This is a genomic window from Candidatus Brocadia sp., assembly GCA_021646415.1.
In the GTDB taxonomy this organism is placed as follows: domain Bacteria; phylum Planctomycetota; class Brocadiia; order Brocadiales; family Brocadiaceae; genus Brocadia.
Genome location: SOEU01000022.1, coordinates 38,321 through 55,244 on the forward strand (window position 1 = coordinate 38,321; position 16,924 = coordinate 55,244).

Annotated in this window: 17 protein-coding genes and 1 pseudogene; 13 read left to right on the forward strand and 5 right to left on the reverse strand. The window is 43.2% G+C overall.

Going from position 1 to position 16,924, the window contains the following annotated elements; all coding sequences use genetic code 11:
* Positions 1-89 precede the first annotated feature (89 nt).
* Entirely contained in the window at positions 90-1,427 is a 1,338-nt protein-coding gene (locus E3K36_14645; protein MCF6156441.1) for a glutamate--tRNA ligase, read from the reverse strand.
* Between the two features lie 26 nt (positions 1,428-1,453).
* Here E3K36_14645 and E3K36_14650 point away from each other — a divergent pair, with 26 nt between their 5' ends.
* The gene (locus E3K36_14650) at positions 1,454-1,768 is read left to right on the forward strand and encodes a hypothetical protein (protein ID MCF6156442.1); all 315 of its coding nucleotides are present in this window, start codon (positions 1,454-1,456) and stop codon (positions 1,766-1,768) included.
* A 198-nt stretch (positions 1,769-1,966) separates the two neighbouring features.
* A complete protein-coding gene (locus tag E3K36_14655) occupies positions 1,967-2,179 on the forward strand; it encodes a hypothetical protein (protein MCF6156443.1) in 213 nt (70 codons plus the stop codon).
* A gap of 380 nt (positions 2,180-2,559) precedes the next feature.
* On the opposite strand, the gene E3K36_14660 is transcribed toward E3K36_14655, so the two are convergent.
* Positions 2,560-2,853: a hypothetical protein gene (locus E3K36_14660; protein MCF6156444.1), complete on the reverse strand. Its 294-nt coding sequence runs from the start codon at positions 2,851-2,853 to the stop codon at positions 2,560-2,562.
* Between the two features lie 16 nt (positions 2,854-2,869).
* On the opposite strand from E3K36_14660, the gene E3K36_14665 reads away from it, so the two are divergent.
* From E3K36_14665 to dprA, 7 genes are all read left to right on the forward strand, one after another.
* Positions 2,870-3,379: a hypothetical protein gene (locus E3K36_14665; GenBank protein MCF6156445.1), complete on the forward strand. Its 510-nt coding sequence runs from the start codon at positions 2,870-2,872 to the stop codon at positions 3,377-3,379.
* 207 nt (positions 3,380-3,586) lie between these two features.
* On the forward strand, positions 3,587-4,342 hold the full coding sequence (locus E3K36_14670) for an HNH endonuclease (GenBank protein MCF6156446.1): 756 nt from the start codon (positions 3,587-3,589) through the stop codon (positions 4,340-4,342).
* Positions 4,343-4,390: 48 nt separating this feature from the next.
* Positions 4,391-4,759, forward strand: coding sequence for an ASCH domain-containing protein (locus E3K36_14675; protein ID MCF6156447.1), 369 nt, complete (start codon positions 4,391-4,393; stop codon positions 4,757-4,759).
* Between the two features lie 394 nt (positions 4,760-5,153).
* Positions 5,154-5,378, forward strand: a complete 225-nt coding sequence (locus E3K36_14680) for a DUF433 domain-containing protein (GenBank protein ID MCF6156448.1) — start codon at positions 5,154-5,156, stop codon at positions 5,376-5,378.
* Positions 5,379-5,666: 288 nt separating this feature from the next.
* Positions 5,667-6,176, forward strand: coding sequence for a hypothetical protein (locus E3K36_14685; protein ID MCF6156449.1), 510 nt, complete (start codon positions 5,667-5,669; stop codon positions 6,174-6,176).
* 215 nt (positions 6,177-6,391) lie between these two features.
* On the forward strand, positions 6,392-7,471 hold the full coding sequence (locus E3K36_14690; GenBank protein MCF6156450.1) for a 3-dehydroquinate synthase: 1,080 nt from the start codon (positions 6,392-6,394) through the stop codon (positions 7,469-7,471).
* A gap of 282 nt (positions 7,472-7,753) precedes the next feature.
* Positions 7,754-8,854, forward strand: coding sequence for a DNA-protecting protein DprA (gene dprA, locus E3K36_14695; GenBank protein MCF6156451.1), 1,101 nt, complete (start codon positions 7,754-7,756; stop codon positions 8,852-8,854).
* Between the two features lie 241 nt (positions 8,855-9,095).
* Here the strand turns inward: dprA and E3K36_14700 are convergent, their stop codons facing one another.
* Positions 9,096-10,241: an alanine--glyoxylate aminotransferase family protein gene (locus E3K36_14700; GenBank protein MCF6156452.1), complete on the reverse strand. Its 1,146-nt coding sequence runs from the start codon at positions 10,239-10,241 to the stop codon at positions 9,096-9,098.
* A 250-nt stretch (positions 10,242-10,491) separates the two neighbouring features.
* On the opposite strand from E3K36_14700, the gene E3K36_14705 reads away from it, so the two are divergent.
* The 4 genes from E3K36_14705 to E3K36_14720 all read left to right on the forward strand — a co-directional run bounded on the left by E3K36_14705 (position 10,492) and on the right by E3K36_14720 (position 15,875).
* Positions 10,492-13,089 carry a helicase gene (locus E3K36_14705; protein MCF6156453.1) on the forward strand — a complete coding sequence of 866 codons (2,598 nt, stop codon included), beginning with the start codon at positions 10,492-10,494 and terminating at the stop codon, positions 13,087-13,089.
* Between the two features lie 203 nt (positions 13,090-13,292).
* Positions 13,293-14,186 carry a complex I NDUFA9 subunit family protein gene (locus tag E3K36_14710; GenBank protein ID MCF6156454.1) on the forward strand — a complete coding sequence of 298 codons (894 nt, stop codon included), beginning with the start codon at positions 13,293-13,295 and terminating at the stop codon, positions 14,184-14,186.
* Between the two features lie 181 nt (positions 14,187-14,367).
* A complete protein-coding gene (locus E3K36_14715) occupies positions 14,368-15,378 on the forward strand; it encodes a methyltransferase domain-containing protein (GenBank protein ID MCF6156455.1) in 1,011 nt (336 codons plus the stop codon).
* A 56-nt stretch (positions 15,379-15,434) separates the two neighbouring features.
* Positions 15,435-15,875: a hypothetical protein gene (locus E3K36_14720; GenBank protein MCF6156456.1), complete on the forward strand. Its 441-nt coding sequence runs from the start codon at positions 15,435-15,437 to the stop codon at positions 15,873-15,875.
* Between the two features lie 404 nt (positions 15,876-16,279).
* Here the strand turns inward: E3K36_14720 and E3K36_14725 are convergent.
* Together E3K36_14725 and E3K36_14730 are read right to left on the reverse strand one after the other, a co-directional pair.
* A pseudogene (locus E3K36_14725) lies at positions 16,280-16,468 on the reverse strand (restriction endonuclease subunit M).
* 5 nt (positions 16,469-16,473) lie between these two features.
* The gene (locus E3K36_14730; protein MCF6156457.1) at positions 16,474-16,908 is read right to left on the reverse strand and encodes a hypothetical protein; all 435 of its coding nucleotides are present in this window, start codon (positions 16,906-16,908) and stop codon (positions 16,474-16,476) included.
* Between the last annotated feature and the right edge of the window lie 16 nt (positions 16,909-16,924).

Below are 16,924 nucleotides of genomic sequence, written 5' to 3' on the forward strand. Positions count from 1 at the left end.
AAAACATAAAACCACAGATTGCACAGACAACACAGATTGTAGGATATAAAAAATCTGTGGATCTGCATAATCTGTGGTTGCTTTTAAAATCAAAACCTCATTGCTTCTGATGTTTCGCACCGATTTTTTATGGCGTAGTCGAGCCTTTTTAGGGTTTTTTCCTTTCCCAATAGCTCCATGGTTTCAAAAATACCAGCGCTCACACTCTTTCCCGTAATGGCTACCCTCATGGGTTGTGCAAGCTTGGAAAACCCAACACCAAGCCTTTCGGTCAAAGCCCGCAGGGAGTCTTCTAGCGTTTTTTTATCAAAAGCATCTACCCGGGAAATAGCCGAGTGCACCTCTTTTAACAACTCACCAACCCCTTCCTTCTTGAGGAATTTGTTTACAGCGGCCTGATCGTATTCGATCGTATCGGTAAAGAAGAACCTCGTCTGGTCTAGCAAATCCCGGAAGGTCTTGAAGCGTTCGTGATACAATTTTACGAAATCGAGCAGCCACTCTGGAGTAATTTTTGCCATATCAATACCCGATTTTTCAAAAAATTTCCTCACCTCAGGTATTAACTGTTCAACAGGGGTATTTTTGATATATTGGCCGTTCATCCAATCCAGTTTTATGTTGTTGAATTGTGCGCTCGTTTTATTTGCACGCTTTAAGGTAAACTTCTCAATCATTTCCGGTATCGATATAATCTCCACATCGTTTCCAGGTGACCATCCCAGGAGGGCAAGGAAATTTACCAGGGCATGAGGCAAATAGCCCTTGTCCCGATATTCAGTAACGGAGGTTGCCCCATGACGTTTGCTCAACCTCGACCCGTCTTCCCCCAGTATCATTGGGATATGTGCAAATTCCGGCACTTTAAATCCAAATGCCTTGTAAAGGGCGATCTGTTTGGGGGTATTCGATATGTGGTCATCTCCCCGGAGAATATGGGTAATCCCCATCTCGGCATCATCCACGACACAGGCAAAATTATAGGTTGGAAAGCCATCGGCCTTGAGTATGACAAAATCTTCGATAAGGGATGTATCAAAGGTAATGGTGCCGTGGATAAGGTCGTTAATTTCCGTTACCCCATCCTGCATCTTAAAACGAATCGCCTTACGCCCCTCGGCATCGACATCGTAAAACGCCTTCCCCTCTGCCACCAATTTCTCTGCATATTGCTTATAGATAGGTAGTCGTTGGCTTTGGAAGTACGGACCTTCATCCCAGTCTAACCCCAGCCATTTCATGCTATCGAGGATGGCCTGTGTGGCCTCTTCGGTGGAGCGCTGCTGGTCGGTATCTTCTATCCGTAATAGGAAAACACCCTTATTATGCCGTGCAAAAAGCCAGTTAAAAAGCGCCGTCCGTGCCCCGCCGATATGGAGGTAACCCGTAGGACTGGGCGCAAAACGAACCTTAACGTGAGAACTCAAATCTTCTTCCTTAACTATAAAATTCAATGAAATTTATAAAACAATATGATAACGAATCTGGAATAAAAGTGTCAAGCGATTTATTGGTTGGTAACGGACGGCTGAGTAAGAACTGTATGAGGATTGTTTTTAAAAAGGGATTTCTTATCACCACCCTGCTGGAAAGTCTTATCTATTTTCAATACATTTCGAGCGGCGTAACCGCAACCAAATTAACCACCCCTGTATCCCCTCCTTCGCAAGGATGGGACTTCGTCGCGAGATCAGTCGAACGATCAAGGGGAGGTAAACAACTTACTAAAAAGAGAAGATTTTACAAGATAAACATCCATGAGCCATAATAGCTCACGAAAAAGCATGAAAATATATCACCCTCCCTTAGCCTCTGCGAAGGAATGGAAAGTTCCCTCGCCCCTTGTGGGAGAGGGTCTGGGTGAGGGGTATTTTCGTGCCAATACTATAGGGGATAGTTATGTCAAAGATAATTATAAATAAAACCTGATGGTACTGAAGAATTAAAAACTCTGGTAAAAGGCACATTGGAAAATGAGATAAGGCTCATTATGATTGGACTCAAAAAAACAAGGGAAAATCTAAGAAATTACGAAGAAAAATTCAAGATGGATAGCGAAACATTTTATAAACAATATGTATCTGGAGAAGTAGGGAATGATTTTGAGTATATCAGGTGGGCAGGAGAAATAGAGACATTAAAGAAACTGGAAAAAAATCTTAAAAATTTGCAGGTATAGACATCGTTCCCCATTATAGAAATATTGAAACATTTCCACATCACAAACATGTGGGTAATAACAAGGTAGCAGCCCCAAAAGAGGCTTCTCTGAAAGAAGTATTGTATGAGATAGAAAAAATACTGTTGAAGTAATAGCCACATCATAAAAAACAGCAAAAAAACAAGACTTGACACCACACAACCATTTTCGTCTTTTACCATTGATTCCAAGATTGCTTTTGATACAATGCAGAAAATTTCAGGAAAGCTCAGGAATAAATTATCGTGAGATAGAGAATTTTTTTCGCAATTCGATAAGTATTGAGGGATTATTTCTGTATAATTAATATCAGTCCGCTCACGCCGCTGGAGATAGCAGCTATGACAAAGATGAGAGCACTAAGCACAGGCATCCAGGCGACCTTCCGACAGATGTCCTGGCCAGCACAGTTGAAATCGTGGATTGTACTGGCGAGGGAGACGATCATGAATGGCACTTGGCAAAACCTGAGCGGTTACCACGGGCGCTAATAACTGAAGAACCATCCGCAGCCAGTTTGGTTCCATCCATTTTAGCAACTCGTGAGGGAACCCCTGGGCTAACCATTCAATGAACCGGACGGCAGAATAGCAGGGTTGATTTTTTTCCGATACGCAGTGGCCGCCGGTTACTTTTATCATTAGTTTTCGCATGGGGGCATCTCGACAAATGTCGCTCGAAGATTTGATAAATAACAACCAAACGGCGTTTTTAACTTTCATTGGTACTATTTCTGGGGTGGGTATTACACAAGCGGCAAACCTGTTCTTTAGGTGGATTGATCATAGAAACAATCTGAAAATCAAGAGACTGGACTTAGCCATAGAGCTAGAAAAGAAATACCTGATTGATCCAGTAGTTTCCTTCATTGACAAGGATTTAAAGTCAATGCAGAAAACCTATGCGCTAGTATTCAATTCAAAAGAAGGCAGACCGAACTTTGACTTGGATAAGGAACATGTTTTTGTGCTGTCTTCCATACAAGCCAGAATAAAGGGATTAGGTGATAGCCATCTAAGTGAAAAGTTCGAGGAATTTTCCAGAGCACGAGTTGGCATAGGAACCGCCGTTTCCGATGCTGAAGTAAACGCCGCGTATAAAAAACTTGATGGAGCCATAAAATTAGCGGGAGAGATTCTTGAGCTATTGTTTAAAAAGCTAAGGAAAATCGAAAAATAACTTTGCCTTCAACAGAAAATCGATTGGAGGCAGGTCTTGCTATTTGCTGTTTTATAATAAAGGGGTGATCGAAAGAGGTCATAGGGCCATATTATCATACCTTCATATTTCAATTGCCAAATATGAGCTGACCCTTATTTTTCTTTTCTGTATTCTTAAATGTTAGGGGTGAAAGTATTGAATACGTACAAATAAAGGTCAAAAGAAATGATAAAACAATTTCAAAAGATAATCTCCGAAAAAGCACATGAAGAATTCCAGAAATGGCGTGAAGAAAATCCTGAAGGATTTCTTTTAAATGTGAAATCAAAATCATCTGGAATGATTCATCGATCCATATGTGCTCATCTTGGAAATACAGAATGGCAGGCGGGTCAACCTGGCGATCTAGGAAAACAAATGAAAGTTTGTTCACAGAATTTGAAAGAAATTCATAATTGGGCAACACAAAATGGAATCACCCATATAACTGAATGTTCCGACTGCAAACCCATTGATGATCAAAGAATAATGTCGGAAATAGCAGAAACCATATTTAACAAAGATGAATTTGATCCAGATATAGTTGTTGATGAAAGGAGAAAAACACTTCACGATATTGTTTTAAGACAAGGACAACCTGCATTTAGAAAGTCATTGCTTGATGCATACGGGGGACGTTGTGCCATTACGGAATGTGATGTTGTCCACGTTTTAGAATCTGCCCATATCTATCCATATCAAGGCGAAGAGACAAATACCGTTACGAACGGTCTCTTGCTGCGATCTGATATTCATACGCTGTTTGATCTGCACATAATCACAGTTCATCCAGAAACCCTGAAAATACACATTAATCCAACATTAAAAGATTCTCTTTACTGGGAATTGAATGAGAAAACATTGCGTGAACCAATAGACGAGGCAAGCAGGCCAAGCAAATTAGCATTAAGAAAGCATTTTGATTCAAGTGGAATCGAATAAGAAAATAAATCAATCCGTAACATTAGGCGTCATTCGCGCACACTTACAATGAAAGCACTCAGCATTCAGCAACCGTGGGCATGGGCGATTATCCATGCAGGCAAGAACATCGAGAACCGAACTTGGAATACTCATTTTCGAGGCACCTTCGCTGTCCATGCTTCCGGCAAGATTATGCGAGACGCCGAGCTCCCACGACGGTCTCCGCAACCAGAACCAGAAGACTTGGTTACGAGCGCTATCATCGGTTTCGTCGATCTCGTCGACGTCGTTAAGGAGCATCCCTCGAAGTGGTTCGGTGGGCCGATTGGATTCGTTCTCGCCAACCCACGATCACTTCGCACCCCAGTGCCATGCAAGGGCAAGCTAGGATTTTGGGAGATTCCGCCTAAGATTCTGCGACGCTGCCGTTTATGATTTTTCTAGCGATTGGGGCCGGGTCTTGCTATTTGCTGTTTTATAATAAAGGGGTGATCGAAGAAACATCCATGAGATTTCATTAAGCAGTGCTAACTTTCAGGCGTTTTTCCCAAAGCAACTGTTACACATTTAAGAAGAAGTGGGGCCAGTGTCTTGGCTTGTGAATTTTTGATAAATTATTAGGGAACGAAGTTCAAAACGGATTCCTCACATGACAAATTTCCGAATCTTTGCTGAAAATACACAATGACCTTTCTTCCGGTCTTCTCTACGCCTATACCCGCATCAACCACAACACAAAAAAAGTCCCTCTTTTTTCGGTTTCGGTGTGGCAACCTTAGAACCTTTTTGTTATTATTGAGAACAATTTTATCCGTTAAGGAGGTGTAGAATGTTTGTAAGCACCCAACATCTATATATCGAAAAAGACCCCGGCAAATATGAGGGTAAAGCCGTTATTAAAGGCACAAGGATCCCCGTTGCATCAATTGTAAATCACTACCGCTCGGGCATGGGCATAGAGGAGATACTTGATGGTTATCCAAATTTAACTCCAGCGCAGTTATTTGATGCCCTTAGCTATTATTTTGACAACAAAGAAGAGATTGAAAAATAATTTATTCTGGATTTGATAAGAGGCTCGAAGGGGAAATCCTCCCTTTGGCAAAACGACCTTTCCTTCAGCCTCTTTTGTGTCCATACCCGCATTAACGATAACACCAGAAAATCTCTGGAGGCTGCTTCATTTCTATAGACCTCCCAGAAATTATGTAACTATGGTTTTGATTGAGGAGAAGTTTGGGTGACCCATTAAGCCCTCTTTTTGTACGGTAATTTTTAGAGGAGGGGAATCGTGAAGCTCCTCTCAATCTGAAAGCAGAAAAATTAAAAAAGGAGATTTGTTATGAAGGGCAGAAGATTATCATGGTCATTCATGTTTTTCAGCATGGCAATAATTCTGATGGGCGTGTCGCGTCAGTCAGAGGCAGGGAAAAACAGATTTGTTGGTACGTACTTTACGATAGGCAATGAAGACGGAATACCTACCCCAGTAATCGTACAAATCGGAAAAGATGGCTCTTATACTACGGTGTTTGGGATACAGAATACTACGTTAGCCGGAATTGTCTTTACTAACGATGTCGGCACATGGAAAAGGACCGGCAAGAATGAGATTATAGCAAAGACATTCTCCATATCAGCTTTACCTCCAACTGAATCCTCCCCAGGAGAAGTGGTGGGTAACTGTATAGCCGATCATGTAATAACATTTTCTAACAATTTTGAGGAAATCAGTTTAACGGTGTCCGGCAAGTGTTACGCACCTGATGTGAATCCGGCAGATCCGGACGATGCACCTTTTGTCAGCGAGTTTAGTGGCAGCTTTCAGGGCAAACGCCTTAATATACCTTAATGGGAAAAGGGATAGGAGAAGAATCGATCGGAGTCAGGTCTTGCTATAATTGACGACTAAAAAAAATTGTCATTACCCGTATCAGGTACGGGGCAGGCTCTGCGAAAGCTGGAATCCAGTATTCTCCTGTTCTACTTTATTTTTATGGATTTCCGCTTTTGTGGCAAACTCGTGCACCTTTATACTGATGATTTAGGAACCAACTATTAACTCTTATGAAGACTATACGTGTTAACTTATCCTCCAATAGTTACAATATCTCCATTGACAAAGGCATCCTCGGGAAAATTGGTGACATCCTAGTTAAAGAGAAAGAACCGTGCAAGACACTCCTGATTACCGACAAAAACATAGAAAAGGTTTACGGCAATATCGTATCGGAAAGTCTGGTGCGGAATAAATTTGATGTCAGGCTTATCCCACTGAAACCCGGTGAAGAGCAGAAAACCATGGAAACAGCACTGGCACTTTACGATGCATGTTTCGATCATAAGCTGGACAGGAGTTCCCTTATCGTTGCATTAGGCGGAGGCGTGGTGGGTGACATCAGCGGTTTTGTGGCTGCAACGTTTATGCGGGGTATCCCTTTTATTCAGGTACCGACAACACTCCTCGCACAGGTTGACAGCAGTATTGGAGGCAAGGTAGCCGTGAACCACCCGAAAGGGAAAAATATGATCGGGAGTTTTTATCAACCCAGGGCTGTTTTTATCGATACCGATACACTCTCCACATTACCGGCGGCAGAACTGGTAGCAGGGCTTGTGGAGGTTATCAAGTACGGAGTCATCAGAGACGCTGAATTATTTGAATACATAGAAAAGTCCCTTTATGACATATTGCAATTGAACGATACCGCCCTTCTCAAAATTATCGCCATGTCATGTCAGATCAAGGCACATGTCGTGGAAGAAGACGAAAAAGAAACACACCTGCGCGCCATATTAAACTACGGACATACCATTGGCCATGCCATCGAAACGGTCACCGACTACAAAAAATACAGACATGGGGAGGCAGTAGCCATTGGCATGCTTTACGCCACGAGGATTGCCATTGAAATGGGATTGACAGATCATGTGGTACTGGAACGACAACTTTCATTAATACAACGATTGGGATTGCCGCTTCATACAGGATTAAAATCCGAGGATATTGTAAAAGCACTGTACACCGATAAAAAGGTTATTTCCGGCAGGCTGCGTTTTATACTACCCATAAAAATAGGTGAGGTTATTATATCGGATCGGGTAACCGAGGAAATTTTATACCTCGTATTGAATAAGCCTCTTTAATGTATTGTTTAGAAATTTTGTATCAATTTAGCTTTTTTGAAAAAAGTTTTTTGTCCAGGGGCTTATACCCCTGGCTATACACTTTCTGCCCTTCAGGCATTTATACCAGTGTTTTCCTAAACCGTGTTTTTAACAAGATTTGTATTTTGGTGACATATTAGGAACATAAATTTTCAAAAAACTAAACTATTACGAAATTTTTAAATCACCTATGTAGTGGCAAGGCGCGCCTTGCCACTACTGTTATAAAAGCCGCCGAAGATCTACTTTAAGGAAACTACATTGACAGAATTTGAGGCCCTCTTACGTCTGAACATGACGAAGGGGATTGGGATACGAACATACAAAACACTTTTAGAAAGGTTCGGCTCTTCGGAGGCCATCCTCAGTGCCACCAAATCAGAATTAGAGGCAGTACCGGGCATCGGTCCAAAGTTAGCAAACGCCATCGTCGAGGAATCCAAAAACATTGACATTTCAAATGAAATGAATCTGGCCAAAGAAAAGGACGTTCAGATCCTGCCTTACACGAGCGAACAGTATCCGAAACACCTCAAGACCATCTACGACCCGCCACTTGTCCTTTACGTAAAGGGTAATATCCTTGAAATGGACATCCTTGCCCTCGCTGTTGTAGGTGCGCGACGTTGCACCTATTATGGTCTCTCGCAGGCAGAGCGCTTTAGCCGGCTCCTTGCCCAGAAGGGACTTTGTATTGTAAGCGGTATGGCACGGGGGATAGATGCGGCTGCACACCGCGGCGCCATTAAATCCAACGGACGTACCATTGCCGTGCTCGGCTGTGGTCTTGGGGTTATTTACCCCCGGGAAAATATCGAACTGGCAGAACAAATCGCCCGGCACGGCGCTCTGGTATCTGAGTTTCCCATGAATACACCGCCAGACTTTCGCAATTTCCCGCCGAGAAACAGGCTGATAAGCGGCTTGTCGCTGGGGGTGCTTGTGGTTGAATCAGCGCTGAACAGCGGTTCTCTGATAACCGCACAATGGGCACTGGAACAGGGGAAAGAGGTCTTTGCCATTCCAGGCAATATTGACAACATTTACAGCCGGGGCACACACAAACTCATCAAGGAAGGCGCAAAACTCGTCGAGGATATTACCGATATCATTCAGGAGCTAGGACCACTGGCAGAAACCCTGAGGACATCCGATGAGTCTGCAACAAACGACCCGAGAAGCCTGTCGCTGAACTCTCAGGAAAAAAAGATATTCTCACTCTTATCCAGCAGCCCGAAAGACATAGATGAAATTATACGCATCGCCAGGCTCCCCACCTCAGTCGTCTCGAGCACCCTCATGATCCTCGAAATAAAGAAACTGGTAAAGCAGCTCTCTGGCAAAAGGTTTGTCAAGGCGTAATTATAAAGAATGGTATTGAGTTGGCTCAGCAAAACAACAATTTGCCACACTTATACTGCCCAAGATCTTACTGCTTATGTCGGCTTGCTGAGGAAATTCAATAAGCATCAAAGAATTATAGCACATCACGGCAGGAACCACCTCCTGAAGACAACCGGCAATCCATAACGGTGTACAAAAAACACAGTCGCCAACTGGGGTCGGCTTCTTACGGAAACACCAACGATTAGACAGTATCTTGTTATTTCTTGCCCACCAGTAACGATTGTACCGCAGAGATCCCTTTCCCTAATGCCAGGGCATATCCAGCTTCGTAAAATCCTTTTTCAAGCGCAGCAATGGCAACAATGATGTCGAAATCATTTACATAACCCATGTGGCCAATCCTGATAATTTTTCCTTTCAATTCGTCTTGTCCACCGGTAAAGGTTATCCCTGTTTCATCCCGGAGTTTTTTGATAATCTTATCAACATCCACCCCTTTGGGCGCCTTAATTGCGGTCAGCACATTGCTTGAATATTCGCCGGCAAAGAGTTCCAGGCCAAGCGCCTTTGCGCCTTCCCTCGTGGCATTGGCAAGGCGGGCGTGCCTCTTCCACACATTCTCAATCCCTTCCTTTTTAATCATATCCATGGCTGTCTTCATCGCCAGAACCAGAGAAACCGCCGGAGTAAAAGGGGTCGTTTTGTTCTTAAGCTCTTTTCGCATCTTCCTGAAATCCCAATAATATCTGGGCAAATCAGCCTTATCAATAACACCCCAGGCGCTGCTGTTGACACAAACAAAGGCCAGGCCAGGCGGCATCATGCACCCCTTCTGAGAACCAGTAATAGCAACATCAATATTCCATTCGTCCATGAAAAATTCATGGACACCGATCCCCGTAATGGAATCAACGACCATGAGTGCCCCATATTTCTTCACGATGGACGAAATGGCCTTTATATCATGTACCACACCCGTAGAGGTCTCACATTGGGTTGTAAATACTGCGGAAATTCCCGGTGTCTTTTTGAGTGCTGCCTCAATGTCAGCCGGATTCACGGACTTGCCATTTTCAACATCAATCGTAATAGTCTCAATGCCAAAACACTTACACAACTCTGCCCAGCGCTCACCGAATTTTCCGCTGACCACCACCAGCGCCTTATTACCTTTTGACAAGACATTCGCAACACAGGACTCCATGGCGCCTGTTCCCGATGACATGAGAGTAAAGACCTCGCCTGTCTTTGTCTGGAATAAGTACTTTAAATCTTCACTTAGCTCGTAAAAGATTTGTGAAAACTGTGGTGTCCTGTGATGGATCATGGGTTGCGCCTCGGCCAATGCGACCTCAGATGGCACCATTGTTGGACCGGGCGTAAACAGATAATTTTTTTTCATGGTATTATTTCCTTTCAGAGATTAAAGAAAAATTTATTATATGCAAACATGAAAAAGAGTCAAGCGATAAAACAAAAGGTGATTATCTTGACACCAGGATACCAGACGCAAAGGGATTAACAATCTGATAGCTTTAATGAACAAATGATGTCAGAAAAATCGTTCTTCAATTATTGTGTCTTTGTGCCTGGTGGTCAAATAAACCTGTTTTTAATTGTATAATATGCATATTTTGTTTTATACTTGAGTCATGAAAACGACTAAATGGTTAGCCAGGGAATTTATAACGCCTGATGCTATCTCATCTATCCGTGACGCCATTGAAAAGACGGGTGGAAACGAGGTATTTCTGGTCGGCAGACTGAACGATGAGCATCTGGTGACCGATGTGGATGTTTACGCCATGGGAAACAGAGGTGCTGTGCCTGCTATCATCAAAGAGGCAAAATATGGGGACGTTATTATCCACAATCATCCGGACGGTATCCTGGCTCCCTCCGATGCGGACATTGAAATTGCATCCTACATGGGATCACTCGGGGTGGGATGCTATATCGTGGATAACAGCGCAGAATATCTGTACCCGGTGGTAAAGGTCAGGAAAGAGCGGGTATGTGAGCAGCTAAACTTCAAAGAATTATCCGCACAATTCCAGCCCGGAGGAAATTTCGCACAACACTTATCTCAATACGAATATCGCAAACCCCAGGTTGAGATGCTGAAGTCGGTAGTTGATGCCTTTAATGCAGACAAGATTGCCGTGATTGAGGCGGGGACAGGGACGGGAAAATCCCTGGCATATCTTGTCCCCGCCGTTTTCTGGAGTATAAAAAATCAGGAACGTGTAGTAGTTTCTACCCATACAATAAACCTTCAGGAACAGTTAATTGAAAAGGACATCCCTGTCCTCAAGAAATGTTGCGGGCTCAATTTTAAGAGTGTGTTGGTGAAAGGCAGGAATAATTACCTATGCCTGAGGAAGGTGTATACTTTACGTTCTGAGGGCGGCACATTGGTTGAGGACAAAGATCGGCAGCAACTGAACGACCTGTTAGAGTGGACAACAAAGACACGGGATGGGAGCAAGGCAGACCTCAATTTTGTGCCACAGGACGACGTCTGGGAAGCAATACAGTCAGAGGCCGATCAGTGCACACGATTAAAGTGCCGGTTTTATGATGAGTGCTTTTTTTATATTGCCCGGAGAAAAGCGGCCAGCGCCGATGTGTTGGTAGTAAATCATTATCTCCTGATGGCTGATTTGATCGTACGTAAGGAAACAAAGGGTTACGACACGGTAGCCATCCTGCCACCCTTTAAGAAAATCATTATTGACGAGGCACACCACCTTGAAGATGTGGCAACAGCGAATCTGAGCTGTACAATCTCGAGGCTACGAATAATAAAGCTTTTGGGAAGATTGATCAACATAAAGGATAGTAGAAAAGGCCTTTTGCAGTACCTTAAAAGCAAACTCAAAGAAATGAGTTCGATTCACGACAAGTCTATTGCCGCGGAAATTAACGACAGAATCAATACAGAAATCCTGGAGGCAAGGCAGCATCTCTATGATACTGTTCAAGAAATCTTTGAAAACATCTCCAGGGCAATAAGCGTGTATACGAGAAATAAAAATTTTCACAGAGAGGATCCTAAAGAAAATGAGACCAAATTACGTATCACGGAAAGCCTGATTTCTACCGCCCTGTGGCAAGATGTTATAGAGGCCGGGCTCAAGACATTAAGCGTGGGCATTCTTAAATTCGTCTCATTATTAAGAGCGCTGTTAGATGAGTTCGGAGAACTCTCCAGGAAGTCACAGGATATCCTTTCATCCGTGCTGATAGATATTGTATCCTGCAAGACGCGTCTGAAATTGGTAGCAAGCGATCTTGCTTCTTTCATTACGGGGGACGAAAAGATTTGCAAATGGATGGAAATCAAAAAGTACGGAGGGGGGCCTGTTATTCGGTTTTGCGCAGCGCCACTCTCTATTTCTCATGATTTGAAGGCATGCCTGTATGATAATTATACCTCGATATTACTGACATCGGCCACCCTGGCGATCAGCAGGACTTTTAAATTCTTTAAAGACAGTATTGGTTTGCATCAAATTCCAGAAGACCGCTTGTCCGAATTAATCTTAGATTCTCCATTTGACTACAAGAGACAATCTATGATTGGCATCCCCACGGACATTTCAGAACCTGACAAGCCGAGTTATGTTTCGACCCTCGAAGAGAATATCTTGAAGACCGTAGAAATTTCAGAAGGACGCGCATTAATCCTGTTTACATCTTACAGTCTTCTTGATAACCTCTACCGAAGGCTAGAACCGCAGGTTACACATCTCGGTTATACCTGTTTGAAACAGGGGATGGATAACCGTCACAACCTTCTAGAAACCTTTAAGAAGGACAAGACGTCAGTGCTCTTCGCCACGGACAGTTTTTGGGAGGGGATCGATGTCAAGGGTGATGCACTGGAATGTGTCATTCTTACCCGATTACCCTTTAAGGTGCCTACGCAACCTATTATTGAGGCACGGGCGGAGGCCATTGAAAGGGCTGGTGGTGATGCCTTTTACAATTATTCCTTACCGATGGCAGTAATTAAATTTAAACAGGGCTTTGGAAGGCTTATACGCAGTTGCGAGGACAAGGGGGTTGTGGTAATCTTTGATCGCAGAGTAGTTACCAAAAAGTATGGACATATTTTTCTTCAGTCACTTCCGGACGTTAGGTACATCAAGGATAAAGGCGATGTTGTTTTTAAAGAAATGAGACTGTTTTTAGGTAAAAGTGTTACTCCCTCCCATCAGGAAGGGAAAGTGCCAAATATCGAATGAATTCGAATGAACAAATTCCTAATGACTGTGATACATAAGGTGTTTGAAATTTCGAAAATCCATTCCTGCAGAACTTGCTTCTGACAATCTCAAGAGTTCAGGAACTGAAATTTGGAAATTATTTGAGATTTGAATTTGGAATTTAAATTTTATTGTAAAAACTCGTTTGGGTTTGCTTTATCCAGATTAAGGAATAATAGACAATGAAGATATTTTTAACAGGTAGTACAGGTTTTGTTGGAAAACAAATACTTCAGAATTTGCTCGAAAATAAATATCAGGTCAGATGCATCGTTCGACAGGATTCCGAACAAAAGCTTGCGCATTACAAAGATGTTGAGAGTGTACAAGGTGATATTACAGATGCAAGCAGTTTAATTGGCAAATTAGCCGGATGTGATGCTGTTATTAACCTCGTTGGAATTATCAGAGAGTTCCCCGGAAAGGGGATTACCTTTGAAAGATTGCATTACGAGGGGACGGCAAATCTTGTCAGGGCAGCCCGAGAACAGGGGGTTAGGCGATTCATCCAGATGAGCGCACTGGGGGCACGTCCGGACGGCAAGACCCAATATCAACAAACCAAGTTTCGTGCGGAAGAATTTGCAAGGAACAGTGGGCTTGACTACACGATCTTTCGTCCATCAATTATATTTGGGCCAGGAGATAAATTTGTCAATCTGTTTGCTGGTATGCTAAAAACCCAACAATTTGTGCCCGTAATAGGCAACGGAAGATATAAGATGCAACCCGTGGCAGTGGAAAATGTTTCGATGGGCTTTATCAAATCGATAGAACAAAAAGATGCCATTGGCAAGACTTTTAATGTGGGCGGGCCAGAAAAGATTGAGTTTAATCGAATCATTGATATCATTGGTGACGTCCTCTGTGTACCACCGCACAAGCTACACATCCCTGTATTCATCATGAACCTGACAGCAGAAATGCTTGATTGGTTACCCTCCTTCCCCATTACAAAAGAGCAAATTATTATGTTACTGGAGGGTAATACCTGTGACGAAAAACCATTTTTCGAACACTTTGGGATCGAACCCGTTTGCTTTAAACCAGGGATAACCAGGTACCTTACCGTCTAGCCCAGCGGATATGCAATCAAAAAGAGGCAGTAGACAGTAGGCAGTTGGCGGTAAAGTTCACCACTTTTGCGTACTGGCAACTGCCTACTGCCTGCCGGGTAAACAAATGAGATTATTGCCAAAAGACTTAAAAAAAAGAAGTTTTTATACAGTAATACGATAAAGGATATTTCATACGACAATGACCCATCCGAACTATTCAGATGTTGATTACCTCTTGCAACTCAGTTGTGGTTACTGGAAATCCCAGATACTCTTTACGGCTGTCGAATTTGACATATTTACGCTTATTAACAAGGGCAGGCTTACCGCCAAAGAAATTTCTCAGGCCATCCATACCAATGAACGGGCAACCGAGATGCTCCTCAACGCACTCGTTTCCCTTGAAATACTGGCCAAAGAGGAAAACTCTTACAAAAATTCTCACCTATCGGATCCTTACCTGATCAAAGGAAAGCCACATTATCTAGGAGATTTTATCCACCATTTCCATAACATGACGGACAACTGGGCAATGCTTCGGGAAACCATCGAAACAGGGAAGCCTGTTTCATTGAAGGACTTGCCTGAAGAAGTCGACTCGCATGACCTCAGGGACTTTATTACGGCAATGCATAATATAGCCTCTGTAAAAGCTGAGGAACTTTGCAGGAAAATTGATCTAAAAAGATCAAAGAAGCTGCTTGATATCGCCGGTGGCCCCGGCACTTACGCCATTGCACTTGCAAAGGCTAATCCGCATCTGCATGCCGTTGTCTTTGATCTAGGACACGTGATCAAACTCACCCGGGAATTTATTACGGCAGCAGATATGGAAGACCGTGTTAGCACACAAGCGGGCAATTGCCTGGGGGACACCTTTGGGGAAAATACCTACGATGCGATCCTTGCCTCAAACCTTTTACATATATACAATCCCGCAAACAACACTATGATCCTCAGGAAATGCTGGGATGCCTTAAGAGAAGGCGGTCAGGTTATTATTCATGAATTTGTGCTGGACGAAACCAGGACACATCCACAATTTGCAGCCCTCTTCAGCCTTAACATGCTCATTGGTACACAGGAGGGGGCATCATACAGTGAGTCTGAATATCGGGAATGGCTTGTAAAGAGCGGCTTTAAGGATATAAAGAGGATAGATTTAGAATCCAATTCAACCTTGATAATTGGTAAGAAATGTTTGTCTTAAAAAAGATTATTGCACAATTATTATGTCCTGTTCCTTTATGCCAGGGAATATTGATTGTGGGATTATTTCTACTTTTGTTTTCCCGAAAACAAAGGATTGGAAAATTTATCGTTACAGTTGGAGTACTGTTATTTGCAATCCTGAGTTACAGGGGTATTCCAAACATACTTTTAAGACCGTTAGAGCATCATTATCTACCACTTGGCATAACTGCAACATCTGATACACCCGGCAGCGACCTTATATCTTCAGTAAAGTGGATCGTTGTTTTGGGCGGAGGACACACTTCCGACCCAAACATTCCTGTTACCAGCAAGATCTCTGATGCGTCGTTAGTTCGTCTGATAGAAGGCGTAAGGCTCCACAATGAAATACCGGGAAGTAAACTTATTTTAGCTGGGGGAAAGGTTTTTGATGCAGTCGCCGAGGCAGAAAACCTGGAGAAGGTTGCCACGGCTATCGGTGTAAAGCAAGAAGACATTAATCCTGGAGTCTGATTCAAAAGATACAGTTGACCAGACACAACTCATGAAACCGATCGTTGGTGATTACGGGGTTTATGTCATAACATCGATAACTTAAAAAATATCATAACATCGAAAACTCGGTAAGAATCGTCTAGACTTCTTCCAAAAACTTTTGGAAGGAGAAATCGGCGGTGAAGGATCAAAAAGAATATGAGAAGCGGTGTAAGGCGATTCAGTTGTATGAAGAAGGTTACGGCTTCAATAAGATACTCGGGATGGTACAAAGAAGTAGATTTTGGCTTTCTAAGTGGCTGAAACGATATAAGGAACAAGGCGGCAAAGGTTCTGTCAACGGTTCTGGTAATGCGTTTCATGAAGAATTGGGTGGCAGCATCCATATCGACATGCCGTACAAGGGTAAGCCCCTGGGGCCTTTTGGTCGGCAAACTGGCTTCAATGTCATCTTTTACCACCAGATACCGGCTGTAGGCATGACGCAAAAATACCAGACCCATCACCGGCATAAAATATTCATTGCTGGCGTAATTGGAGTTAGCCCTGAGGGTATCCGCGGCGCTCCAGAGCCTTTTTTCTATTGCTTCAATGTTTTCAAGCTGTGGCATAGTTTTTATCTAAAAAGTACTCCTTTCTCCTTAAAACTGATATAGCCGTTGTCGGTAATAATATGATCCAGCACTTCAATATCAAGAATGGTTCCTGATTGAATCAGTTTTTCTGTGAGTTTCATGTCTGCCTCTGACACCTCCATGTTTTTTGACGGATGGTTATGCGCAAGGATAACTGAGGATGCAAGGTGACGAATAGCCGGCTCAAAGACCTCGCGCGGATACGCCAGGGTTTCTGTTAGCGTCCCAATGGAGATAGTCTCTTTATGAACCAACTGCTTGCGGGCATTGAGATAGAGCGCCAAAAAATGCTCTTTTTGCTTGCCCCGCAAATACGCGGAGAGCCCAGAGCTGGCAAAGCTGATCAACCTGCTCGTTATCCCTGGAACAGGCCTCGTGCCAGCTGTTGAAACCGGTCGTACCGATATTGCTGGCATTTACATTCCCGATTTG